20 protein-coding genes are annotated in these 23,486 nt (G+C 70.2%); 4 read left to right on the top strand and 16 right to left on the bottom strand.

Annotation, left to right across the window (positions count from 1 at the left end; translation table 11 throughout):
- Positions 1-18: 18 nt before the first annotated feature.
- Positions 19-2,061: a DNA helicase RecQ gene (recQ, locus tag EV562_RS16655; protein ID WP_133887604.1), complete on the bottom strand. Its 2,043-nt coding sequence runs from the start codon at positions 2,059-2,061 to the stop codon at positions 19-21.
- Positions 2,062-2,284: 223 nt separating this feature from the next.
- Here recQ and EV562_RS16650 point away from each other — a divergent pair, with 223 nt between their 5' ends.
- Positions 2,285-2,884, top strand: coding sequence for a Uma2 family endonuclease (locus tag EV562_RS16650; protein ID WP_133887603.1), 600 nt, complete (start codon positions 2,285-2,287; stop codon positions 2,882-2,884).
- Between the two features lie 84 nt (positions 2,885-2,968).
- Here the strand turns inward: EV562_RS16650 and nuoN are convergent, their stop codons facing one another.
- Genes nuoN through EV562_RS16580 form a run of 14 tightly spaced genes read right to left on the bottom strand, consistent with a single transcriptional unit; the run spans position 2,969 to position 19,141 of the window.
- Entirely contained in the window at positions 2,969-4,627 is a 1,659-nt protein-coding gene (nuoN, locus tag EV562_RS16645) for an NADH-quinone oxidoreductase subunit NuoN (RefSeq protein WP_133887602.1), read from the bottom strand.
- The gene (locus EV562_RS16640; RefSeq protein WP_133887601.1) at positions 4,624-6,195 is read right to left on the bottom strand and encodes an NADH-quinone oxidoreductase subunit M; all 1,572 of its coding nucleotides are present in this window, start codon (positions 6,193-6,195) and stop codon (positions 4,624-4,626) included. Before EV562_RS16640 ends, nuoN begins: the two co-directional genes overlap by 4 nt.
- Positions 6,196-6,200: 5 nt before the next feature.
- Complete coding sequence (gene nuoL / locus EV562_RS16635) at positions 6,201-8,165, bottom strand: NADH-quinone oxidoreductase subunit L (RefSeq protein WP_133887600.1); 1,965 nt, start codon at positions 8,163-8,165, stop codon at positions 6,201-6,203.
- Positions 8,166-8,174: 9 nt separating this feature from the next.
- Positions 8,175-8,474, bottom strand: a complete 300-nt coding sequence (nuoK, locus tag EV562_RS16630) for an NADH-quinone oxidoreductase subunit NuoK (RefSeq protein ID WP_003974374.1) — start codon at positions 8,472-8,474, stop codon at positions 8,175-8,177.
- The gene (locus EV562_RS16625; RefSeq protein ID WP_133887599.1) at positions 8,471-9,358 is read right to left on the bottom strand and encodes an NADH-quinone oxidoreductase subunit J; all 888 of its coding nucleotides are present in this window, start codon (positions 9,356-9,358) and stop codon (positions 8,471-8,473) included. Before EV562_RS16625 ends, nuoK begins: the two co-directional genes overlap by 4 nt.
- Positions 9,355-10,032 carry an NADH-quinone oxidoreductase subunit NuoI gene (nuoI, locus tag EV562_RS16620; protein ID WP_133887598.1) on the bottom strand — a complete coding sequence of 226 codons (678 nt, stop codon included), beginning with the start codon at positions 10,030-10,032 and terminating at the stop codon, positions 9,355-9,357. Before nuoI ends, EV562_RS16625 begins: the two co-directional genes overlap by 4 nt.
- Positions 10,025-11,404: an NADH-quinone oxidoreductase subunit NuoH gene (gene nuoH, locus EV562_RS16615; protein WP_133887597.1), complete on the bottom strand. Its 1,380-nt coding sequence runs from the start codon at positions 11,402-11,404 to the stop codon at positions 10,025-10,027. The genes nuoI and nuoH overlap by 8 nt, the downstream gene beginning before the upstream one ends.
- Positions 11,401-13,932 (bottom strand): NADH-quinone oxidoreductase subunit G, encoded by a 2,532-nt coding sequence (locus EV562_RS16610; RefSeq protein WP_133887596.1) that lies wholly within the window; start codon positions 13,930-13,932, stop codon positions 11,401-11,403. Before EV562_RS16610 ends, nuoH begins: the two co-directional genes overlap by 4 nt.
- Positions 13,929-15,278 (bottom strand): NADH-quinone oxidoreductase subunit NuoF, encoded by a 1,350-nt coding sequence (gene nuoF / locus EV562_RS16605; protein WP_208298365.1) that lies wholly within the window; start codon positions 15,276-15,278, stop codon positions 13,929-13,931. Before nuoF ends, EV562_RS16610 begins: the two co-directional genes overlap by 4 nt.
- Positions 15,275-16,147 carry an NADH-quinone oxidoreductase subunit NuoE gene (nuoE, locus tag EV562_RS16600; protein ID WP_133887594.1) on the bottom strand — a complete coding sequence of 291 codons (873 nt, stop codon included), beginning with the start codon at positions 16,145-16,147 and terminating at the stop codon, positions 15,275-15,277. Before nuoE ends, nuoF begins: the two co-directional genes overlap by 4 nt.
- Entirely contained in the window at positions 16,144-17,466 is a 1,323-nt protein-coding gene (locus EV562_RS16595; RefSeq protein WP_133887593.1) for an NADH-quinone oxidoreductase subunit D, read from the bottom strand. The genes nuoE and EV562_RS16595 overlap by 4 nt, the downstream gene beginning before the upstream one ends.
- Positions 17,463-18,218 (bottom strand): NADH-quinone oxidoreductase subunit C, encoded by a 756-nt coding sequence (locus EV562_RS16590; RefSeq protein WP_133887592.1) that lies wholly within the window; start codon positions 18,216-18,218, stop codon positions 17,463-17,465. Before EV562_RS16590 ends, EV562_RS16595 begins: the two co-directional genes overlap by 4 nt.
- Positions 18,215-18,769 (bottom strand): NADH-quinone oxidoreductase subunit B, encoded by a 555-nt coding sequence (locus EV562_RS16585; RefSeq protein WP_005313804.1) that lies wholly within the window; start codon positions 18,767-18,769, stop codon positions 18,215-18,217. The genes EV562_RS16590 and EV562_RS16585 overlap by 4 nt, the downstream gene beginning before the upstream one ends.
- A gap of 12 nt (positions 18,770-18,781) precedes the next feature.
- A complete protein-coding gene (locus EV562_RS16580; RefSeq protein WP_003974383.1) occupies positions 18,782-19,141 on the bottom strand; it encodes an NADH-quinone oxidoreductase subunit A in 360 nt (119 codons plus the stop codon).
- A gap of 768 nt (positions 19,142-19,909) precedes the next feature.
- On the opposite strand from EV562_RS16580, the gene EV562_RS16575 reads away from it, so the two are divergent.
- The gene (locus EV562_RS16575) at positions 19,910-20,740 is read left to right on the top strand and encodes a C40 family peptidase (RefSeq protein ID WP_133887591.1); all 831 of its coding nucleotides are present in this window, start codon (positions 19,910-19,912) and stop codon (positions 20,738-20,740) included.
- A gap of 124 nt (positions 20,741-20,864) precedes the next feature.
- A complete protein-coding gene (def, locus tag EV562_RS16570; protein ID WP_133887590.1) occupies positions 20,865-21,491 on the top strand; it encodes a peptide deformylase in 627 nt (208 codons plus the stop codon).
- Positions 21,492-21,568: 77 nt separating this feature from the next.
- Here the strand turns inward: def and EV562_RS16565 are convergent, their stop codons facing one another.
- The gene (locus EV562_RS16565) at positions 21,569-22,861 is read right to left on the bottom strand and encodes a geranylgeranyl reductase family protein (RefSeq protein ID WP_133887589.1); all 1,293 of its coding nucleotides are present in this window, start codon (positions 22,859-22,861) and stop codon (positions 21,569-21,571) included.
- A 97-nt stretch (positions 22,862-22,958) separates the two neighbouring features.
- Here EV562_RS16565 and EV562_RS16560 point away from each other — a divergent pair, with 97 nt between their 5' ends.
- Positions 22,959-23,486, top strand: a complete 528-nt coding sequence (locus EV562_RS16560) for a GNAT family N-acetyltransferase (protein WP_133887588.1) — start codon at positions 22,959-22,961, stop codon at positions 23,484-23,486.

Genomic DNA, 23,486 nt, shown 5'->3' with positions numbered 1-23,486 from the left:
GCCGGGAGGAGCGGCCCCCTATATCCAGTCGTCGGGCTCAGGCTCGGGCTCGTGCTCCGGCTCGTGCTCGTGCTCGTGCTCGGGCCAGTCCTCCGCGCCGGAGCCGGACGCGGAACCCGTGCCGGGTCCTGCCGACGGGGCCGACGAGGGCGCCTGGGCGGCGGTCGGGCCCTCCAGCCCGGCCAGCACCGCGATCACACCCTCCCCGTACGTCGCCAGCTTCTTCTCACCGACCCCGCTGATACTCCCGAGCTGCCCGACCGACGTGGGCCACACGGTGGCGATCTCCCGGAGGGTGGCGTCGTGGAAGATCACGTACGCCGGTACGCCCTGCTCACGGGCCTGGTCCGCACGCCACGCACGCAGCGCCTCGAAGGCGGGGGCCAGCTCCGCGGGCAGCTCGGCGGCTGCCGCCCTGGCCTTGCGCTCGCCGCGTCCACCGCCCGCCGACCTGGCCGCGGCGGGCTTCTTCGGCTCCTTGCGCAGCGGCACCTCGCGCTCCTGGCGGAGCACCTCGCCGCTGGTCTCGGTCAGCACCAGCGTGCCGTACTCCCCCTCCACGGCGAGCAGGCCCTGGGCCAGCAGCTGCCGGGCGACTCCCCGCCACTCGCCCTCGGTCAGCTCCTCGCCGATGCCGAACACGGAGAGCTGGTCGTGGTCGAACTGGATCACCTTGGCGGTGCGCTTGCCCAGCAGGATGTCGATGATCTGCCCGGCGCCGAACTTCTGCCCGCGCTCCCGCTTCAGTCGCACCACCGTCGACAGCACCTTCTGTGCCGCGACCGTGCCGTCCCAGGTCTCCGGCGGCGTCAGGCAGGTGTCGCAGTTGCCGCAGCCGGCCTGGTCCGGGTCCTGCCCGAAGTAGGCCAGGAGCTGGCCGCGGCGGCACCGGGCGGTCTCGCACAGGGCGAGCATGGCGTCCAGGTGGGACTGGGCGCGACGGCGGAAGGCCTCGTCGCCCTCGCCTGACTGGATCAGCTTGCGCTGCTGTACGACGTCGTTGAGCCCGTACGCCATCCAGGCCGTGGAGGGCAGGCCGTCCCGCCCGGCGCGGCCCGTCTCCTGGTAGTAGCCCTCGACCGACTTGGGGAGGTCCAGGTGGGCGACGAACCGCACGTCCGGCTTGTCGATGCCCATGCCGAAGGCGATGGTCGCCACGACCACCAGGCCCTCCTCGCGCAGGAACCTCGACTGGTGCGCCGCGCGGGTGCCCGCGTCCAGGCCCGCGTGGTACGGCACCGCCTCGACACCGTTGCGCGAGAGGAACTCGGCGGTCTTCTCGACCGAGTTGCGCGAGAGGCAGTACACGATGCCCGCGTCCCCGGAGTGCTCCTCGCGCAGGAAGCTCAGGAGCTGCTTCTTGGGGTCGGACTTCGGCACGATCCGGTACTGGATGTTGGGGCGGTCGAAGCTGGCCACGAAGTGCCGCGCCGCCGGCATGTTCAGCCGCTCGGTGAGCTCGCGGTGGGTGGCGTCGGTGGCCGTCGCCGTGAGCGCGAGCCGGGGGACGTCCGGCCAGCGCTCGCCGAGCAGCGACAGGGCGAGGTAGTCGGGCCGGAAGTCGTGGCCCCACTGGGAGACGCAGTGCGCCTCGTCGATGGCGAAGAGGGAGATCTTGCCGCGGGAGAGCAGGCCGAGGGTGCTGTCCAGGCGCAGCCGCTCGGGGGCCAGGTACAGCAGGTCCAGCTCGCCCGCGAGGAACTCGGCCTCGACGACGCGCCGCTCGTCGAAGTCCTGCGTGGAGTTCATGAACCCGGCCCGCACGCCGAGCGCCCGCAGGGCGTCGACCTGGTCCTGCATCAACGCGATCAGCGGCGAGACCACGATGCCCGTGCCGGGCCTGACCAGGGACGGGATCTGGTAGCACAGCGACTTTCCGCCGCCGGTGGGCATGAGCACGACGGCGTCACCGCCGGCGATCACGTGCTCGACGATCGCCTCCTGCTCGCCGCGGAAGGCGTCGTACCCGAAGACCCGGTGCAGGGTGGCCAGCGCCTCGCTGTCCCCGTCCCTCACCTGCGCCGTCCCTGTCATCTCACCGATCACGCCCGTCCCGCCCATCGTCTCGTCCCCCGTACGTACTGCCTCGCCCGTCCGGTCCGTCCTGCCCCGACCACTGCCTCCACGATAGGGGTCCGCGCCGACAGCCCCGAAGTTGTCCACAGGCTGCCCGGCCCGCCCCGCGCCAAGGACACGATGATCGTTCACACGTTCGCGGGAGTCCCGCCCGTTTCCGGCGGATAGTCTGATTGCGCCCGCGAGACTCCGTCCCATGGGAGCACTGATGAGCGTCGCACCGAAGGCGTCCACCCCCGACTGGCCGACCCCGCCGGAGGGCGGCTGGACCGCGGACGACCTGGACCGGCTTCCGAATCTGCCTCCGCATACGGAGCTGATCGACGGGAGCCTCGTCTTCGTGAGTCCGCAGACTCTTTTCCACTCACGCGCTGTCGACTTCTTCAACTGGCAGCTCCAGTCCCTCGCTCCGTCGGAGTTCGAGGTCATCCGCGAGTTCACCATCGACATCGACCGGCAGAACCGGCCCGAGCCTGATGTGATCGTCGTGCGAGGCGAGGTGGTGGACGACCCGGAGCAGACCCGCTACCCCGCCGAGGCTGTCACTCTGGCCGTCGAGGTCGTCTCCCCCGAATCGGTGTCCCGCGACCGCGAGACCAAGCCCCTGAAGTACGCCCGGGCCGGTATCGCCCACTACTGGCGGGTGGAGAACGAGAAGGGCCTCGCCGTCGTCCACGCCTTCGAGCTGGAACCCACCACCGGCGCCTACACCAGCGTCGGCATCTTCAGGGAGCGCATGAAGGTGAGTGCGCCCTTCCCGACGGATCTGGACCTGACCGCCATCAAGCCGCGCCGCGCCGGCGAGTAGCCCGGCACACACGGCTGTGGTCCGGCACCCCTGCGCAGGGGTGCCGGACCACAGCCGCGAAGCCGCAACGCCGCAACCGCCGCGTCAGCGCACGAACACCCCCGCCTGACCCGCCAGGTCCAGGAAGTACTGCGGCGCCACGCCGAGCACCACCGTGACGGCCACGCCCACGGCGATGGCCGTCATCGTCAGCGGGGACGGCACCGCGACGGTCGGGCCCTCCGGGCGCGGCTCGCTGAAGAACATGAGCACGATCACCCGGATGTAGAAGAACGCCGCGATCGCCGACGAGATCACACCGATCACGACCAGCGGGGCCGCACCGCCCTCCGCCGCCGCCTTGAACACGGCGAACTTGCCCGAGAACCCGGAGGTCAGCGGGATACCGGCGAAGGCCAGCAGGAACACCGCGAACACGGCCGCCACCAGCGGCGACCTGCGGCCCAGCCCGGCCCACTTCGACAGGTGCGTCGCCTCGCCTCCCGCGTCCCGCACCAGCGTGACGACCGCGAAGGCGCCGATCGTGACGAAGGAGTACGCCGCGAGGTAGAAGAGGACGGACGAGATGCCCTCCGGCGTCGTCGCGATGACACCGGCGAGGATGAAGCCCGCGTGCGCGATCGACGAGTACGCCAGCAGCCGCTTGATGTCGGTCTGCGTGATCGCGACGATCGCGCCGGCCAGCATCGTGACGATCGCCACGCCCCACATCACCGGCCGCCAGTCCCAGCGCAGGCCGGGCAGGACGACGTACAGGATGCGCAGCAGGGCTCCGAAGGCGGCCACCTTGGTCGCCGCCGCCATGAAGCCGGTCACGGGCGTCGGCGCGCCCTGGTACACGTCCGGCGTCCACATGTGGAACGGCACGGCGCCCACCTTGAACAGCAGCCCCATGACGATCAGCGCCGAGCCGACGAGCAGCAGCGCGTCGTTGCCCATGGTGTCGGCGAGCGCCGGGGTGACGCTCTGGACGGTGCCGTCGACGACCTGGGCGATCGTGCCGTACGACATCGAGCCCGCGTAGCCGTACAGCAGCGCGATGCCGAACAGCGTGAACGCGGAGGCGAAGGCGCCGAGCAGGAAGTACTTGACCGCGGCCTCCTGCGACATGAGCCGCTTGCGGCGGGCCAGCGCGCACAGCAGGTACAGCGGGAGGGAGAAGACCTCCAGCGCCACGAAGAGCGTCAGCAGGTCGTTGGCCGCCGGGAAGACCAGCATGCCGACGACGGCGAAGAGCAGGAGCGGGAACACCTCCGTGGTGGTGAAGCCCGCCTTGACCGCCTTCTGCTCGCTCTCGCTGCCGGGCACGGCAGCCGCCTGCGCGGCGAAGGAGTCGACGCGGTTGCCGTGCTGTTCCGGGTCGAGGCGCCGCTCGGCGAAGGTGAACAGGCCGACCAGGCTGGTCAGCAGGATGGTGCCCTGCAGGAACAGGGCCGGTCCGTCGACGGCTACGGCGCCCATCGCCGTGATGCCGGCCTTGGTCGTGCCGTACCCGCGTGCCGCGAGCGCGACGACCGCGGCGAACGCCGCGATCAGGGCGACGGCGGACACGAACATCTGGGCGTAGTACCGGGACCTGCGCGGCACGAACGCCTCGATCAGGATTCCGATGACCGCCGCGCCGATGACGATGAGGACGGGCGACAGCTGCCCGTACTCGATCTTCGGCGCGTCGATCTTGGCGATCGGGTCGGCCGCCGTCGCCGCCGTTGTCCACAGGCTGTGGACGGCTGTTGCGCTCACTTGGCCGCCTCCACCTCAGGCTGGGGGTCCGTCTTGTGTACGTCGGACATGGTCTGCTCCACCGCCGGGTTGACGATGTCCGTCACGGGCTTCGGGAAGACGCCCAGGAAGATCAGCAGCGCCACCAGCGGCGCCACCACCACCAGCTCGCGCACCCGCAGGTCGGGCATCCCGTTCACCTCGGCCTTCACGGGGCCCGTCATCGTCCGCTGGTAGAGGACGAGGGTGTAGAGCGCGGCGAGCACGATGCCGAGGGTGGCGATGATGCCGATCACCGGATACCGGGTGAACGTGCCGACCAGGACCAGGAACTCACTGACGAAGGGCGCGAGGCCCGGCAGCGACAGGGTGGCCAGGCCGCCGATCAGGAAGGTGCCGGCCAGGATCGGGGCGACCTTCTGCACCCCGCCGAAGTCGGCGATGAGCCGCGAGCCGCGCCGCGAGATCAGGAACCCGGCGATCAGCATCAGCACGGCGGTCGAGATGCCGTGGTTGACCATGTACAGCGTGGCGCCGGACTGGCCCTGGCTGGTCATCGCGAAGATGCCCATGATGATGAAGCCGAAGTGCGAGATCGACGCGTAGGCGATCAGCCGCTTGATGTCGCGCTGGCCGACCGCGAGCAGCGCGCCGTAGATGATGCTGACGACCGCCAGCACCAGGATGACCGGCGTCGCCCACTTGCTGGCCTCCGGGAAGAGCTGGAGGCAGAAGCGGAGCATCGCGAAGGTGCCGACCTTGTCGACGACCGCCGTGATCAGCACCGCGACCGGAGCCGTCGACTCCCCCATGGCGTTGGGCAGCCAGGTGTGCAGCGGGAACAGCGGCGCCTTCACCGCGAAGGCGAAGAAGAAGCCGAGGAACAGCCAGCGCTCGGTGCTGGTCGCCATGTCCAGCGAGCCGTTGGCCCGCGCCTCGGCGATCTCCGCGAGCGAGAAGTTCCCGGCGACCACGTAGAGGCCGATCACCGCGGCCAGCATGATCAGGCCGCCGGCCAGGTTGTAGAGGAGGAACTTCACCGCGGCGTACGAGCGCTGGGTCGCCGCCGTCTTCTCGCCGTGCTCGTGCGCCCGGTCCCCGAAGCCGCCGATCAGGAAGTACAGCGGGATCAGCATGGCTTCGAAGAAGATGTAGAAGAGGAAGACGTCGGTGGCCTCGAAGGAGATGATCACCATCGCCTCGACGGCCAGGATCAGGGCGAAGAAGCCCTGCGTCGGCCGCCACCGGCTGCTGCCGGTCTCCAGCGGGTCGGCGTCGTGCCAGCCCGCGAGGATGATGAACGGGATCAGCAGCGCGGTCAGCGCGATCAGCGCCACCGCGATGCCGTCCACGCCCAGTTCGTACCGGACGCCGAAGTCGGCGATCCAGGAGTGGGACTCGGTGAGCTGGTAGCGGTCGCCGCCGGGGTCGAAGCGGACCAGGACCGTGATCGCCAGCGCGAGCGTGGCCAGCGACACCAGCAGCGCCAGCCACTTGGCCGCGGTGCGCCGCGCGGCCGGCACGGCTGCCGTGGCGATCGCACCGACGGCCGGGAGGGCCGCCGTGACTGTCAGCAGGGGAAAGGACATCGGTATCAGACCGCCCTCATCAGCAGGGTCGCGGCGACCAGGAGCGCCGCACCGCCGAACATCGAGACCGCGTACGAGCGCGCGAAGCCGTTCTGCAACTTGCGCATCCGCCCGGACAGGCCGCCGACCGAGGCCGCCGTGCCGTTGACGACTCCGTCGACCAGGCTGTGGTCGACGTAGACCAGGGATCGCGTCAGGTGCTCGCCGCCGCGGACCAGGACCACGTGGTTGAAGTCGTCCTGGAGCAGGTCGCGCCGGGCGGCCCGGGTGAGCAGCGATCCGCGCGGGGCGACGGCCGGGACCGGACGGCGCCCGTACTGCGCCCAGGCGATCGCCACGCCGACGACCATGCAGGCCACGGTCGCCCCGGTGACCACGCCGGCGCTGATCGGCGAGTCGCCGTGACTGTGCCCGGTGATGGGCTCCAGCCAGTGCAGGAAGCGGTCGCCGATGCTGAAGAAGGCACCGCCCGCGACCGATCCGACGGCCAGCACGATCATCGGGATCGTCATGAGTCCCGGCGACTCGTGCGGGTGCGGCGGCTCGTAGGCGCCGCGGGTCTCGGCGGCGGGCTCCACGTCGGGCCGCGCCGGCGAAGGCGTCGGGGCGTTGCGCCAGCGCTCCTCGCCGAAGAACGTCATCAGCATCACGCGCGTCATGTAGTACGCGGTGATGGCCGCGCCCAGCAGGGCGCAGGCGCCGAGGATCCAGCCCTCGGTGCCGCCCTTGGCGAACGCCGCCTCGATGATCTTGTCCTTGGAGAAGAAGCCGGACAGGCCGGGGAAGCCGATGATGGCGAGGTAGCCGAGGCCGAAGGTGACGAAGGTGACCGGCATGTACTTGCGCAGTCCGCCGTAGCGGCGCATGTCGACCTCGTCGTTCATGCCGTGCATGACGGAGCCCGCGCCGAGGAACAGCCCGGCCTTGAAGAAGCCGTGCGTGACCAGGTGCATGATCGCGAAGACGTAGCCGATGGGACCGAGGCCGGCGGCCAGCACCATGTAGCCGATCTGCGACATGGTCGAGCCGGCCAGCGCCTTCTTGATGTCGTCCTTGGCGCAACCGACGATGGCACCGAAGAGCAGCGTGACCGCGCCGACGATGGTGACGACCAGCTGCGCGTCCGGCGCGCCGTTGAAGATGGCGCCGGAGCGGACGATCAGGTAGACGCCCGCCGTCACCATGGTCGCCGCGTGGATGAGGGCGGAGACCGGGGTCGGGCCCTCCATCGCGTCGCCGAGCCAGGACTGCAGCGGCACCTGGGCGGACTTGCCGCAGGCGGCGAGCAGCAGCATCAGGGCGATCGCGGTGAGCTTGCCCTCGTCCGCCCCGGCCGCGAGCCCGGCCTCCCCGTGGCCGCCGAGCACCGGCCCGAAGGCGAAGGTGCCGAACCACAGGAACATCAGCATGATGCCGATGGACAGGCCCATGTCGCCGACGCGGTTGACCAGGAAGGCCTTCTTCGCGGCCGTGGCGGCGCTGGGCTTGTGCTGCCAGAAGCCGATCAGCAGGTAGGAGGCGAGACCGACGCCCTCCCAGCCGACGTACAGCAGCAGGTAGTTGTCGGCGAGGACGAGGATCAGCATCGCCGCGAGGAACAGGTTCAGGTAGCCGAAGAAGCGGCGGCGCCGCTCGTCGTGCTCCATGTACGCGACCGAGTACAGGTGGATGAGCGAGCCGACGCCGGTGATCAGCAGGACGAACGTCATCGACAGCTGGTCCAGCCGGAAGGCGACGTCGGCCTGGAAACCCTCCACCGGGATCCAGCTGAACAGGTGCTGCGTCAGGGTGCGGTCCTCGGCGCCGCTGCCGAGCAGGTCGGCGAAGAGGACGACGCCGATCACGAAGGACGCGGCGGCCAGCAGCGTGCCGATCCAGTGGCCGACGCGGTCAAGGCGGCGTCCGCCGCACAGCAGGACGACCGCTCCGAGCAGGGGCGCCGCCACCAGCAGCGCAATCAGGTTCTCCACTTCAGCCCCTCACAGCTTCATCAGGCTGGCGTCGTCGACCGAGGCCGAGTGGCGGGAACGGAACAGGGACACGATGATCGCGAGCCCGACCACGACCTCCGCGGCGGCGACGACCATCGTGAAGAAGGCGATGATCTGGCCGTCCAGGTTTCCGTGCATCCGGGAGAACGCGACGAACGCGAGGTTGCAGGCGTTGAGCATCAGCTCGATGCACATGAAGACCACGATCGCGTTGCGCCGGATCAGCACACCGGTGGCGCCGATCGTGAACAACAGGGCCGCGAGGTACAGGTAGTTGACGGGATTCACTTCGACGCCTCCTCGGACCGCCCGGAGTCGGACCGCTCGGAGCCGGACCGCCGGGAGCCGGCCGGGCCGACCGCGTTGCGCTCCAGCCGCTCCTCGGCCCGCTGCTCCAGCGCCTTGAGATCGTTCAGCGCCTCCATCGACACGTCCCGGACCTGACCCCGCTCGCGCAGCGTCTTGCTGACGGTCAGCTCCGAGGGCGTGCCGTCGGGCAGCAGGCCCGCGATGTCCACCGCGTTGTGCCGGGCGTACACGCCGGGCGCCGGCAGCGGCGGCAGGTACTTGCCGTCGCGCACGCGCTGCTCGGACAGCTCGCGCTGGGTCCGGGCGCGCTCGGTGCGCTCGCGGTGGGTGAGCACCATGGCGCCGACGGCGGCCGTGATGAGCAGCGCGCCGGTGATCTCGAAGGCGAAGACGTACTTGGTGAAGATGAGGGACGCGATGCCCTCCACGTTCCCGTTCGCGTTGGCCTGGCCGAGGCCGGTGAACTCGGAGAGGGAGGCGTTGCCGATGCCGGCGATCAGCAGGATGCCGAAGCCGAGCCCGGACAGCAGGGCCAGCCAGCGCTGGCCCCTGATGGTCTCCTTCAGGGAGTCCGCCGCGGTGACGCCGACGAGCATCACCACGAACAGGAACAGCATCATGATGGCGCCGGTGTAGACGACGATCTGCACGATGCCGAGGAAGTAGGCGCCGTTGGCCAGGTAGAACACCGCCAGGACGATCATGGTCCCGGCGAGGCACAGCGCGCTGTGCACGGCCTTCCTCATGAAGACGGTGCACAGGGCGCCGATCACCGCGACCGTGCCGAGGATCCAGAACTGGACGGCCTCTCCGGTCGAGGTGCCGGCCGAGAGAGTCGCCGCGGCGGCGAGCTGCGCGCTCATCGGCGGATCACCTTCTCCGACGCCGGCTCCGTCCCGCCGAAGGTCGAGTCGCCCTCCTGGACGACCTCCCCCTCGGAGTGGGCGACCTGCTGGACCGTGCCGGGCGCGGCCTCGGTCACCAGGCCCCGGTAGTAGTCCTGCTCGTCGGTGCCCGGGTGGATGGCGTGCGGCGAGTCGACCATGCCCTCCTCCAGACCGGCGAGCAGCTGGTCCTTGGTGAAGATGAGGTTGGCGCGGCTGGAGTCGGCCAGCTCGAACTCGTTGGTCATCGTCAGCGCGCGCGTGGGGCACGCCTCGATGCACAGGCCGCACAGGATGCAGCGGGCGTAGTTGATCTGGTAGACGCGGCCGTACCGCTCGCCCGGCGAGTAGCGCTCCTCGTCCGTGTTGTCCGCGCCCTCCACGTAGATGGCGTCGGCGGGACAGGCCCAGGCGCACAGCTCGCAGCCGACGCACTTCTCCAGGCCGTCCGGATGGCGGTTGAGCTGGTGCCGTCCGTGGAAGCGCGGAGCGGTGGTCTTCTGCTGCTCCGGGTACTGCTCGGTCAGCCGCTTCTTGAACATGGCCTTGAAGGTCACGCCGAAGCCGGCTACCGGGTTCATGAAACCGGGGTCGGTCCCCTTCGGTTCCCCGTGTTCCGGGTTCTCCTTGTGTCCCTTGTGTTCCTCAGCCATCGGACGCCTCCTTTCCATCCGTAGATCCGCCCACAGGTTCGTCACTGTGAGTATCGGGCCCGCCACTGACAATCAGCTCCCGCTCCCGGCGGGGACGGCGCCTGGGCACCGGCGCCACCTGCTGTCCCGGCATCGGCGGGACGGGGAAGCCGCCGGCCATCGGGTCGAAGGCGGCCTCGCTCTCGGCGGGCTGTTCGGCGGCCTTCGCGCCCTTGTCCCGGTACATGTCCACGAGGAAGGACAACAGCAGCAGGACCAGGACGCCGCCGCCGACGTAGAGGGCGATGTCGGAGAAGCCGTAGTTCTCGTTCCTGAGGGCCCGCACGGTCGCGACCAGCATCAGCCAGACCAGGGAGACCGGGATGAGGACCTTCCAGCCGAGCTTCATCAACTGGTCGTAGCGGACCCGGGGGAGGGTGCCGCGCAGCCAGATGAAGAAGAACAGCAGCAGCTGGACCTTGACCACGAACCAGAGCAGCGGCCACCAGCCGTGGTTGGCGCCCTCCCAGAAGGTGCTGATCGGCCAGGGGGCCCGCCAGCCGCCGAGGAACAGCGTGGTGGCGACCGCCGAGACCGTCACCATGTTCACGTACTCGGCGAGCATGAACATCGCGAACTTGATCGACGAGTACTCGGTGTTGAAGCCGCCCACCAGGTCGCCCTCGGACTCGGGCATGTCGAACGGGGCGCGGTTGGTCTCGCCGACCATCGTCACGATGTAGAGGATGAAGGAGACCGGCAGCAGCACGATGTACCAGCGGTCGTTCTGCTGGGCGACGATCTCCGAGGTGGACATCGAGCCGGAGTACAGGAACACCGAGGCGAACGCGGCGCCCATGGCGATCTCGTAGGAGATCATCTGCGCACAGGAGCGCAGTCCGCCGAGGAGCGGGTACGTCGATCCCGAGCTCCAGCCGGCGAGCACGATGCCGTAGATGCCGACCGAGGCGACCGCCAGGATGAACAGCATGGCGATCGGCAGGTCGGTGAGCTGCATGGCGGTGCGGTGCCCGAAGATCGAGACCTCGTTGCCGGCCGGCCCGAAGGGGATCACCGCGATCGCCATGAAGGCCGGGATGGCCGCCACGACCGGCGCGAGGACGTACACCGCCTTGTCGGCGCGCTTGACGATGACGTCTTCCTTGAGCATCAGCTTGATGCCGTCGGCGAGCGACTGGAGCATGCCCCAGGGGCCGTGCCGGTTCGGGCCGATGCGCAGCTGCATCCAGGCGACGACCTTGCGCTCCCACACGATGGAGAACAGCACGGTCACCATCAGGAAGGCGAAGCAGAACACCGCCTTGACGACGACCAGCCACCAGGGGTCCGTGCCGAACATCGAGAGGTCTTCAGCGGCGAGGTACGGGCTCATGCCTCCACCTCCTTGGGGGCGGCGTCCGCGGGCGTCGCCGGACCGATACGGACGAGGGTTCCGGGCTGCACCCCGGCGTCGGAGGCGACGCCGGTGCCGGCCGAGTTCAGCGGGAGCCAGACCACCCGGTCGGGCATCTCGGTGACCTGCAGCGGGAACGTCACGGCCCCGGCCGGTCCGGTCACGGCGAGGACGTCGCCGTCCTTGACGCCCGCCTCGGCGGCCGTGGCGGCCGACAGGCGCGCGCGGGCGGCGTGCCGGGTGCCGGCGAGCGCCTCGTCGCCCTGCTGGAGCAGGCCCCGGTCGAGCAGCAACCGGTGTCCGGCCAGTACGGCCTCTCCGGCGGCCGGCCGCGGCAGCGCGCTCGCGGTCTGCAGCGGCTCACCGGCCCGCGGCCCCTCCCAGGCGCCGAGCCGGTCGATCTCCGCGCGCGTGGTGCGCAGATCGGGCAGTCCGAGGTGGACGTCCATGGCGTCGGCCAGCATCTGAAGGACGCGGGCGTCGGCGGGCGCGAGGCGCCGGGTCATCTGGTCGGGCTTGAGCGCGGCCTCGAAGAAGCGCACCCTGCCCTCCCAGTTGAGGAAGGCGCCGGGCTTCTCGGCGACCGCGGCGACGGGCAGCACGACGTCGGCGCGTTCGGTGACCTCGCTGGGCCGCAGCTCCAGCGACACCACGAACCCGGCCTCGTCGAGTGCCGCACGCGCGCGCGCCGGGTCGGGCAGGTCGGCGACCTCCACGCCCGCCACCAGCAGCGCCTGCAGTTCGCCCCGGGCCGCGGCCTCGACGATCTCGCCGGTGTCGCGGCCGTAGCGGTGCGGAAGGTCGGCCAGGCCCCACAGGGCGGCGACCTCCTCCCGCGCGCGGGGGTCGGTCGCGGGGCGTCCGCCGGGCAGCAGCGACGGCAGCGCGCCGGCCTCGACGGCGCCGCGCTCCCCGGCCCGGCGCGGGATCCACACCAGCCGGGCGCCGGTCGCGGCGGCGGTCCGTACGGCGGAGGTGAGTCCGCCGGCCACGGACGCGAGCCGTTCGCCGACGACGATCACGGCGCCCTCGGCGCGCAGCGCTTCGGCCGCCTGGGCGCCGCCCTCCTCGAGGCCGACACCGCCGGCGAGGGCGTCCAGCCACTCGGTCTCGGTGCCGGGAGCGGCGGGAAGCAGCGTGCCGCCCGCCTTCTCCAGGCCCCGCGTGGCGTGCGTGGCCAGCGAGAAGACCTTCTGCCCGTGCTTGCGCCATGCCTTGCGCAGCCTCAGGAAGACACCGGGCGCCTCCTCCTCGGCCTCGAAGCCGACCAGCAGGACGGCGGGCGCCTCCTCCAGCGACGTGTAGGTGACGCCGTCGCCTCCCTGGGACTCCGTCCGGGAGGTGCCCCCGAGATCGCGGCCGCGGCCGGCGACGTGGGCGGCCAGGAAGTCGGCCTCCTCGGCGCTGTGCACGCGCGCGCGGAAGTCGATGTCGTTGGTGTCGAGCGCCACGCGCGCGAACTTGCTGTACGCGTAGGCGTCCTCGACGGTGAGCCGCCCGCCGGTCAGGACGCCGGTGCGGCCCCTGGAAGCGAGCAGTCCCTGGGCGGCGATCTGCAGCGCCTCCGGCCAGGAGGCCGGTTCCAGCTCGCCCTCGGCGTTGCGCACCAGCGGCGTGGTGAGCCGGTCGCGCTGCTGGGCGTACCGGAAGCCGAAGCGCCCCTTGTCGCAGATCCACTCCTCGTTGACCTCGGGCTCGTTGGCCGCGAGGCGCCGCATGACCTTGCCGCGCCGGTGGTCGGTGCGGGTCGCGCAGCCGCCGGAGCAGTGCTCGCACACCGACGGCGAGGAGATCAGGTCGAAGGGACGGGAGCGGAAGCGGTAGGCCGCCGAGGTGAGCGCGCCGACCGGGCAGATCTGGATGGTGTTGCCGGAGAAGTACGACTCGAAGGGGTCGCCCTCACCGGTGCCCACCTGCTGGAGCGCGCCCCGCTCGATCAGCTCGATCATCGGGTCGCCCGCGACCTGGTTGGAGAAGCGGGTGCAGCGGGCGCACAGGACGCAGCGCTCGCGGTCGAGCAGCACCTGCGTGGAGATCGGCACGGGCTTCTCGTAGGTCCGCTTCTTGCCCTCGAAGCGGGAGTCGGCCTGCCCGTGCGACATGGCCTGGTTCTGCAGGGGGCACTCGCCGCCCTTGTCGCAGACCGGGCAGTCCAGCGGGTGGTTGATGAGCAGCAGCTCCATCACACCGTGCTGGGCCTTCTCCGCGACCGGCGAGGTGAGCTGCGTCTTCACCACCATCCCGTCGGTGCAGGTGATGGTGCAGGACGCCATGGGCTTGCGCTGGCCCTCGACCTCGACGATGCACTGGCGGCAGGCGCCGGCCGGATCGAGGAGGGGGTGGTCGCAGAACCGGGGGATCTCGATGCCGAGCTGCTCGGCGGCCCGGATGACCAGGGTGCCCTTGGGCACGCTGATCTCGGCGCCGTCGATCGTCAGCGATACGAGGTCCTCCGGCGGGACCGCCGCCTCTCCCCCTCCCGAGGGAGCATTGGTGGTCACAGTCATGCCTTCACCTCCGTGCGGTCGGCCCAGGCCGTCGACTTGGCCGGGTCGAAGGGGCAGCCGCGGCCCGTGATGTGCTCCTCGTACTCCTCGCGGAAGTACTTGAGCGAGGAGAAGATCGGCGAGGCGGCACCGTCGCCGAGGGCGCAGAAGGACTTGCCGTTGATGTTGTCGGCGATGTCGTTCAGCTTGTCGAGGTCGGACATCTGTCCCTTGCCGGCCTCGATGTCGCGCAGCAACTGGACGAGCCAGTACGTGCCTTCGCGGCAGGGGGTGCACTTGCCGCAGGACTCGTGGGCGTAGAACTCGGTCCAGCGGGTGACGGCGCGCACGACGCAGGTCGTCTCGTCGAAGCACTGGAGCGCCTTGGTGCCGAGCATGGAACCGGCGGCGCCCACTCCTTCGTAGTCGAGCGGGACGTCGAGGTGCTCGTCGGTGAACATCGGCGTCGAGGAGCCGCCGGGCGTCCAGAACTTCAGCCGGTGACCGGGGCGCATGCCGCCGCTCATGTCGAGGAGCTGGCGCAGCGTGATGCCGAGCGGGGCCTCGTACTGGCCGGGGCCCGCGACGTGGCCGCTGAGCGAGTAGAGCGTGAAGCCCGGGGACTTCTCGCTGCCCATCGACCTGAACCAGTCCTTGCCCTTGTTCAGGATCGCGGGAACCGACGCGATGGATTCGACGTTGTTCACCACAGTCGGGCACGCGTAGAGGCCCGCGACGGCGGGGAAGGGGGGACGGAGCCGCGGTTGACCCCGGCGGCCTTCGAGCGAGTCGAGCAGTGCGGTCTCCTCACCGCAGATGTACGCGCCGGCGCCCGCGTGCACGGTGAGGGTGAGGTCGAGTCCGCTGCCCAGGATGTTCTCGCCGAGGAAGCCGGCCGCGTAGGCCTCGCGCACGGCCTCGTGCAACCGCCGCAGCACTGGGACGACTTCACCACGCAGGTAGATGAAGGCGTGCGAAGACCTGATGGCGTAACACGCGATGACGATGCCCTCGATGAGGCTGTGCGGGTTCGCGAAGAGGAGCGGGATGTCCTTGCAGGTCCCCGGCTCCGATTCGTCGGCGTTGACAACAAGATAGTGAGGCTTGCCGTCCCCCTGGGGAATGAACTGCCACTTCATCCCGGTCGGGAACCCGGCACCGCCGCGTCCGCGCAGACCGGACTCCTTGACGTACGCGATCAGGTCGTCCGGCGCCATGGCCAGCGCCTTGCGGAGCCCCTCGTACCCCTCGTGCCTCCGGTAGACGTCGAGAGTCCACGACTCGTCCTCGTCCCAGAAGGCCGACAGCACGGGTGCGAGCAGCTTCTCCGGGTTGCTGCCCTTGATCTCGGCTGCCACGGTCATCACTCCCCCTCCTCGGCGGTAGGCCCTGCCGGGTGGGAAGGGTCGGATGCCGATGTGTCCTGCGGCGCGTCGTGCGAGCTGAGGTGCTGCGTCGGGGACGGGTCGTGCACGGCCCGGTCCTGCGGCGCGTCGTGCGGCCCGCCGTCCCGCGGGTGCACCACGCGCGCGGCGGACGCCTCCCCCTTGGCGAGCCTGAGCCCGGCCAGGGAGGCGGGACCCGCGCTGCCGCCGGCCGCGACGGCGCCGTCCCGCTCGTCGGGGAAGCCCGCCAGGATCCGGGCGGTCTCCTTGAAGGTGCACAGCGGCGCACCGCGCGTGGGCGTCACCGGCCGTCCCGCGCGCAGGTCGTCGACGAGGCCGCGGACGCTCTCGGGGGTCTGGTTGTCGAAGAACTCCCAGTTGACCATCACGACCGGTGCGAAGTCGCAGGCCGCGTTGCACTCGATGTGCTCCAGGGTGACCTTGCCGTCCTCGGTCGTCCCGCCGTTGCCGACGCCCAGGTGCTCCTGGAGGGACTCGAAGATGGCGTCGCCGCCCATCACCGCGCACAGCGTGTTGGTGCACACGCCGACCTGGTAGTCGCCGCTCGGCCCGCGCCGGTACATGGTGTAGAAGGTGGCGACCGCGGTGACCTCGGCGGTGGTGAGGCCCAGCACGTCCGCGCAGAACTGCATTCCGGTGCGCGTGACGTGTCCCTCCTCCGACTGCACGAGGTGCAGCAACGGCAGGAGGGCGGACCGGGAGTCCGGGTAGCGCGCGATGACCTCGCGCGCGTCGGTCTCCAGCCGGGCCCGGACGTCGTCCGGGTAGGCGGGCGCGGGCAGTTCCGGCATGCCCAGGCTGACGCCCCGCTCCGAAGAAGAGGTGGTCACCGGTCGACGCCTCCCATCACGGGGTCGATGGATGCCACGGCCACGATGACGTCGGCGACCTGGCCGCCCTCGCACATCGCCGCCATGGCCTGCAGGTTGGTGAAGGACGGGTCGCGGAAGTGGACCCGGAAGGGGCGGGTGCCGCCGTCGGAGACGACATGCACGCCGAGCTCGCCCTTGGGTGACTCGACCGCCGTGTACGCCTGTCCCGGCGGCACCCGGAAGCCCTCGGTGACCAGCTTGAAGTGGTGGATCAGGGCCTCCATGGAGGTGCCCATGATCTTCTTGATGTGGTCGAGGGAGTTGCCGAGGCCGTCGGGGCCCAGGGCGAGCTGTGCGGGCCAGGCGATCTTCTTGTCGGCGACCATGACCGGGCCGGGCTGGAGCCGGTCCAGGCACTGCTCGACGATCCGGAGCGACTGGCGCATCTCCTCCAGCCGGATCAGGAAGCGGCCGTAGGAGTCGCAGGTGTCGGCGGTGGGGACGTCGAAGTCGTACGTCTCGTATCCGCAGTACGGCTGGGTCTTGCGCAGGTCGTGCGGGAGGCCGGTGGACCTGAGGACGGGGCCGGTGGCGCCGAGGGCCATGCAGCCGGCCAGGTCGAGGTAGCCGACGTCCTGCATGCGGGCCTTGAAGATGGGGTTCCCGGTGGCGAGCTTGTCGTACTCCGGGAGGTTCTTGTCCATCTTCTTCACGAACTCGCGGATCTGGTCCACCGCGCCCGGCGGCAGGTCCTGGGCGAGGCCGCCGGGGCGGATGTACGCGTGGTTCATCCGCAGGCCGGTGATCAGCTCGTAGATGTCGAGAATCAGTTCACGATCGCGGAAGCCGTAGATCATGATCGTGGTGGCGCCCAGTTCCATGCCGCCGGTGGCGATCGCCACCAGGTGCGAGGAGAGCCGGTTCAGCTCCATCAGCATGACGCGGATGATCGTGGCCCGGTCCGGGATCTGGTCCTCGATGCCGAGGAGCTTCTCGACGCCCAGGCAGTACGCCGCCTCGTTGAAGAACGGCGTCAGGTAGTCCATGCGCGTCACGAACGTGGTGCCCTGCGTCCAGGTCCGGTACTCGAGGTTCTTCTCGATGCCGGTGTGCAGGTAGCCGATGCCGCAGCGGGCCTCGGTGACCGTCTCGCCGTCGATCTCCAGGATGAGGCGGAGCACGCCGTGCGTGGACGGGTGCTGCGGGCCCATGTTGACGACGATGCGCTCGTCGTCGGCGCGGGCGGCGGACTGGACGACCTCGTCCCAGTCACCGCCGGTGACCGTGTAGACGGTGCCTTCGGTCGTCTCCCTGGGGGAGGCGTGGGAAGTGCTCACGAGTACGACCTCCGCTGGTCCGGAGCCGGGATCTGGGCGCCCTTGTACTCGACGGGGATGCCGCCGAGGGGATAGTCCTTGCGCTGCGGAAAGCCCTGCCAGTCGTCCGGCATCATGATCCGCGTCAGGGCCGGGTGACCGTCGAAGACGATGCCGAAGAAGTCGTACGTCTCGCGCTCGTGCCAGTCGTTGGTCGGGTAGACGGAGAACAGCGACGGGATGTGCGGGTCGCTGTCGGGCGCGCTGACTTCGAGGCGGATCAGCCGGTTGTGGGTGATCGAGCGCAGGTGGTAGACGGCGTGCAGCTCGCGGCCCTTGTCGTGCGGGTAGTGGACACCGCTGACGCCGGTGCACAGCTCGAACCGCAGGGCCGGGTCGTCGCGCAGGGTGCGGGCGACGCGGACCAGGTGCTCGCGCTCGATGTGGAAGGTCACCTCGCCCCGGTCGACGACCGTCTTCCCGATGGCGTTCTCCGGCAGGAGCCCCTGCTCCTCCAGTGCGCCCTCCAGCTCGTCGGCGACCTCGTCGAACCAGCCGCCGTAGGGCCGGCTCGCCGGTCCGGGCAGCCGGACGGAGCGGACCAGGCCGCCGTAGCCGGAGGTGTCGCCGCCGTTGGCGGCGCCGAACATGCCACGCTGGACGCGGATCTCCTCGCCGCCCTGGCCGCGCTGGCCGGGGAGGTTCTGCGCGGACAGGTCCTTCTCGGGGTTGGGACCGTTCGCCTCACCCGGGGTGTTGTTCGCGTCGCTCACCGCAGCAGCCCCTTCATCTCGATCGTGGGCAGGGCCTTGAGCGCCGCTTCCTCCGCCTCGCGGGCCGCTTCCTCGGCGTTCACGCCGAGCTTGGAGCCCTGGATCTTCTGGTGGAGCTTGAGAATGGCGTCCATCAGCATCTCGGGCCGCGGCGGGCAGCCGGGGAGGTAGATGTCGACCGGGACGATGTGGTCGACGCCCTGGACGATGGCGTAGTTGTTGAACATGCCGCCCGAGGAGGCGCAGACCCCCATGGAGATCACCCATTTCGGGTTCGGCATCTGGTCGTAGACCTGCCGCAGCACCGGCGCCATCTTCTGGCTGACCCGGCCGGCGACGATCATCAGGTCCGCCTGCCGCGGCGATCCGCGGAAGACCTCCATGCCGAAGCGCGCCAGGTCGTAGCGGCCTGCGCCGGTGGTCATCATCTCGATGGCACAGCAGGCGAGGCCGAACGTGGCCGGAAAGACGGACGACTTGCGCACCCAGCCCGCGGCCTGCTCGACGGTGGTCAGCAGGAAGCCGCTCGGCAGTTTTTCTTCGAGTCCCATGTCAAAGGCCCCTCAGTCCCATTCCAGGCCGCCGCGCCGCCATACGTACGCGTACGCGACGAAGACGGTGAGCACGAAGAGCAGCATCTCCACGAGCCCGAAAATCCCCAGGGCGTCGAAGGTGACGGCCCAGGGGTAGAGGAAGACGATCTCGATATCGAAGATGATGAAGAGCATCGCCGTCAGGTAGTACTTGATGGGGAAGCGCCCGCCGCCGGCCGGCGTGGGGGTCGGCTCGATGCCGCATTCGTAGGCCTCGAGCTTCGCCCGGTTGTACCGCTTCGGACCGATCAGCGTGGCCATCACCACGGAGAAGATCGCAAAGCCTGCCCCGAGGGCTCCCAGTACGAGGATGGGCGCATACGCGTTCACCGCTCCTCGCTCCTCTCAGTCGGCACTGACTGCTGGCGGTTTCACGGGGCTCACAGCCGCCCCAACAGCCCCACGAGCCCCGCCCGTCCCGACGAAGATCGCGAACATGTGAAGCAGGTCACAAGCCCAACTGCCTCGCATCCTATGCCCGACGCTCTGTGATCTGCGACACGGGGTATTGCACAAGCTTTGTGATCTCCACCACCTGACGAACGATCATGAAGTCGGATGAGCGGTGATCTTCACACAGGAAGCGTTCACCTGATCACCAGAGGTGACATTTTCGTTCGTCGTCGCTGGCCAGAGGGCTGTGACGAGGAGCGTCTCCATATCAAGATGGTTCGCTTGCATGCAAATTGGCGCTGGACGACCCCCCTTGATAGAGGAGGCGTTCACACGTCAGGGGGAGAGCCGTGGACGATGTGGACACGTGCACGCGTTCACGAGCGGCCGGGGGGTGACGTCGGGCGGGCGCCGCGCACGCGACGGACGCGCGCGCCGGGGTAACCGTTCCGTGACCTGTGCCACATTCATGAGAGGCGTCTGAGAACCGGGCTTGGCCAAGTGTCCCAACCAGTGGTAAGCGCGGGGCAATTCGGGCGTAACGATCAAAGACCGTGATCACAGGCCGGTTACGGCCCGTCCGCAATGTCCGTTACGGCGTCAATAAAGAGCGACACGCCCGGGATTTGGCGGCTCGATTGAACAACTGTGGCGCAGCACACGTTTCTTGAAGGTATGGAGGAGCTACTGATACCGGTTGTCCCTATGTCCCACACCGCTCACATACGCAGCCACCGGAAGCCCCGCCGCAGCGCGTCGACGATCGCGATGCGGGCCGGAGTTGCCGGTGGCGTCCTCAGCACCCTGGCAGTGGCCGGTGCGTCGGGGTCGGCCAACGCGGCCGAACCGGTGACGCAGACCCTCGAACTGCCCACCCTGACGGCCGACCTGGCCGCTCAGGTCGCCCAGTCCGCGGACGTCACGCAGCAGGCGGCCGCGAGCTACCAGCTGCAGGCCGAGCGTGACGCGGCGGCCGCGAAGGCCGCCAAGCAGGCCAAGGCGGACCTCGCCGAGGCGAAGAAGAAGGCCGCGGAAGCCAAGAAGAAGGCCGAGGAGGCCGCGCGCAAGGAGGCCGCCGAGCGCGCCGCGCGCAGCGCCGAGCGCACCACCCTGAGCGCCTCCGCGGACACCGGCTCCTCCACCGCCACGGGCGGCAGCAGCACCGGCTCGTCCACCGCCACCGGTTCGGCCGCCGCCGTCGTCTCCTTCGTGCAGGCCCAGGTCGGCAAGGCGTACGTCTCCGGCGCCACCGGCCCGTCCGCGTACGACTGCTCCGGTCTCGTGCAGGCCGCCTTCAAGCAGGTCGGCATCAGCCTGCCCCGCGTCTCCCAGGCCCAGTCGACGGCCGGCACCCAGGTCGGGCTGGACAGCCTCCAGCCGGGCGACATCCTGTACTGGGGCGGTGCGGGCAGCGCGTACCACGTGGGCGTCTACGTGGGCGGCGGCATGTTCGTCGGCGCGCAGAACTCCTCCACCGGTGTCGTCGAGAAGCCGCTGTCGTACGACCCGCCGAGCGGCGCGGTGCGCGTTCTGTAGGACGCGAGCACATCCCGGCGAAGGGCCGCAGCCGCTCGGGGGCTGCGGCCCTTCGGCCTCTCCTGGCATGCTCGGCGCGGGCCGGGTCCCACCGGCCCGTCCACGAGCCGGAGGAGAGAACGTCATGCCGAGTGTGTTCGTCCAGGGGCGGCCCACCGCCTCCTACCCCCCGTTCGCGCCCGAGGCCCGGCGCGGATCGGTGCGCCGCGTCACCGAGGCCGGCGAGGGTGTGCTGCACCGGCCGTGCCGGGACGTCACGGAGTTCGGGCCCGACCTCGCCGCGCTCATCGACGACATGCTCCGCACCATGTACGTCGCGGAGGGGGCCGGGCTGGCCGCCAATCAGGTCGGGGTGGATGTGCGGCTGTTCGTCTACGACTGCCTGGACGACGACGGTGTCCGACATGTCGGGCACGTCGTCAACCCGGTGCTGGAAGCCCTCGACCCGGCCGCCCGGCGGCTGCTGGACGAGGGCGAGGGGTGCCTGTCGGTGCCGGGCGCCGTCATGGCCGTACCGCGGCCCGACCGGGCCGTGGTGCGGGGCCTGGACAAGGACGGCGCGCCGCTCCGCGTCGAGGGGACCGGTTACTTCGCGCGGTGCCTCGCCCACGAGACCGACCACGTGAACGGACGGCTCTACCTGGACCGGCTCTCCGGCCGGGAACGCAAGGCGGCGCTGCGGCAGTCGGCGGACCGGCGCGAGGAGGTCCTCGCGCGCCGCTCGGCCAACGCGGCGGCCTTCACCGCCTGAACGGCCCGGCGGCCCGGCCGGGCCGTGGGGCCGGACCGTGCCGTGCCGGGCCGTGGGGCCGGGGCGGCTCGGGAGGCTCAGGCCTTCGGCGCGACCTTGCTCAGTCCGTTGATGATGCGGTCCATCGCGTCGCCGCCCGTGGGGTCCGTCAGGTTGGCGAGCATCTTCAGGGTGAACTTCATCAGGACCGGGTGGGTCAGGCCGCGCTGGGTCGCGATCTGCATGACCTTCGGGTTGCCGATGAGCTTCACGAAGGCGCGGCCCAGCGTGTAGTAGCCGCCGTAGGTGTCCTTGAGGACCCGCGGGTAGCGCTGCAGGGCGATCTCGCGCTGGCTCGGCGTGGCCCGGGCGTGGGCCTGGACGACGACGTCGGCGGCGATCTGGCCGGATTCCATGGCGTAGGCGATGCCCTCGCCGTTGAAGGGGTTCACCAGGCCGCCGGCGTCGCCGACGAGGAGCAGGCCCTTGGTGTAGTGGGGCTGGCGGTTGAAGGCCATGGGCAGGGCGGCACCGCGGATCGGGCCGGTCATGTTGTCCGGGGTGTAGCCCCAGTCCTCGGGCATGGACGCGCACCAGGCCTTGAGGATCTCGCGCCAGTCCAGCTCCTTGAAGGCGGCGGAGGTGTTGAGGACGCCGAGGCCGACGTTCGAGGTGCCGTCGCCCATGCCGAAGATCCAGCCGTAGCCCGGCAGCAGCCGGTCCTGCGCACCGCGCCGGTCCCACAGCTCCAGCCAGGACTCCAGGTAGTCGTCGTCGTGGCGGGGCGAGGTGAAGTACGTGCGGACGGCGACGCCCATCGGGCGGTCCTCGCGGCGGTGCAGGCCCATCGCCAGGGACAGCCGCGTGGAGTTGCCGTCCGCGGCCACGACCAGCGGCGCGTGGAAGGTGACCTCGCGCTTGTCCTCGCCCAGCTTGGCGTGCACGCCGGTGATCCGGCCGGTGCGGTCGTCGACGACCGGGGCACCGACGTTGCAGCGCTCGTACAGGCGGGCGCCGGCCTTCTGGGCCTGCCGGGCGAGCTGCTCGTCGAAGTCGTCGCGCTTGCGGACGAGTCCGTAGTCGGGGAAGGAGGCCAGATCCGGCCAGTCCAGCTGGAGGCGGGAGCCGCCGCCGATGATGCGCAGGCCCTTGTTGCGCAGCCAGCCGGCCTCCTCGGAGATGTCGATGCCCATGGCGACGAGCTGCTTGACCGCGCGCGGGGTGAGGCCGTCGCCGCAGACCTTCTCCCTGGGGAACGCGGTCTTCTCGAGCAGCAGGACGTCGAGGCCCGACTTGGCCAGGTGGTACGCGGTCGTGGAGCCGGCCGGCCCCGCGCCCACGACGATGACGTCGGCGGTGTTCTCGGAGAGCGGCTCAGTCTCGACGGTCACGGCGGGATCTCCCCAAGTTCGGAATCTGCGTGCCGACCGGCACTGGTCATGGGCAGTCTATTCAGCGTCACCGACCACCCGGCTGAAGGGCTGCCCAGTGAAGCGACCTCTCCCCGCCGTAGCGTTGCGCGTCCCCACCGACGAGGACGCCGTCGCCTGGCACCGGATCTTCGACGACCCGGACGTCATGGAGTTCCACGGCGGCAGGGCCGCGGAACTGTCCGTCTACGAGGAGCTGACCGCCCGCCAGCGCCGGCACGACGCGGAGCGCGGCTTCTGCCTGTGGACCATGGTGGACGAGTCCGGGCAGGTCATCGGGTTCACCGGCGCCCAGCCGTGGCCCGGGGAGTGGGGCCCCAAGGGCGAGATCGAGATCGGCTGGCGGCTCGGGCGGGCGCACTGGGGCAAGGGCTACGTCACGGCGGCGGCCCGGCAGACCCTGCAGCGGGTGGGCGCCACGGGGGTGACCGGGGTGGTCGCGATGGTCAACGCGCGCAACGCCCGGTCCATCGCGGTCACCGAGCGGCTGGGCATGCGGCTCGCCGAGGTGTTCACGATCCCGTCCTCGGAGCAGCGGGGGCACTGCTACCGCCTCTCCCTGGACAGCGGCGACCGCGACTCCTGA

It is taken from the genome of Streptomyces sp. BK208, assembly GCF_004364245.1.
GTDB lineage: Bacteria > Actinomycetota > Actinomycetes > Streptomycetales > Streptomycetaceae > Streptomyces.
This window is presented reverse-complemented; position numbering and strand designations above follow the sequence as displayed.

What these genes read in the sequence shown, in the direction of transcription:
- EV562_RS16640 (WP_133887601.1), bottom strand. Translation starts at nt 6,195, where the DNA reads ATGTCCTTTCCCCTGCTGACAGTCACGGCGGCCCTCCCGGCCGTCGGT.
- EV562_RS16650 (WP_133887603.1), top strand. Translation starts at nt 2,285, where the DNA reads ATGAGCGTCGCACCGAAGGCGTCCACCCCCGACTGGCCGACCCCGCCG.
- EV562_RS16575 (WP_133887591.1), top strand. Translation starts at nt 19,910, where the DNA reads ATGTCCCACACCGCTCACATACGCAGCCACCGGAAGCCCCGCCGCAGC.
- EV562_RS16625 (WP_133887599.1), bottom strand. Translation starts at nt 9,358, where the DNA reads ATGAGCGCGCAGCTCGCCGCCGCGGCGACTCTCTCGGCCGGCACCTCG.
- EV562_RS16610 (WP_133887596.1), bottom strand. Translation starts at nt 13,932, where the DNA reads ATGACTGTGACCACCAATGCTCCCTCGGGAGGGGGAGAGGCGGCGGTC.
- recQ (WP_133887604.1), bottom strand. Translation starts at nt 2,061, where the DNA reads ATGGGCGGGACGGGCGTGATCGGTGAGATGACAGGGACGGCGCAGGTG.
- nuoH (WP_133887597.1), bottom strand. Translation starts at nt 11,404, where the DNA reads ATGAGCCCGTACCTCGCCGCTGAAGACCTCTCGATGTTCGGCACGGAC.
- EV562_RS16585 (WP_005313804.1), bottom strand. Translation starts at nt 18,769, where the DNA reads ATGGGACTCGAAGAAAAACTGCCGAGCGGCTTCCTGCTGACCACCGTC.
- nuoI (WP_133887598.1), bottom strand. Translation starts at nt 10,032, where the DNA reads ATGGCTGAGGAACACAAGGGACACAAGGAGAACCCGGAACACGGGGAA.
- def (WP_133887590.1), top strand. Translation starts at nt 20,865, where the DNA reads ATGCCGAGTGTGTTCGTCCAGGGGCGGCCCACCGCCTCCTACCCCCCG.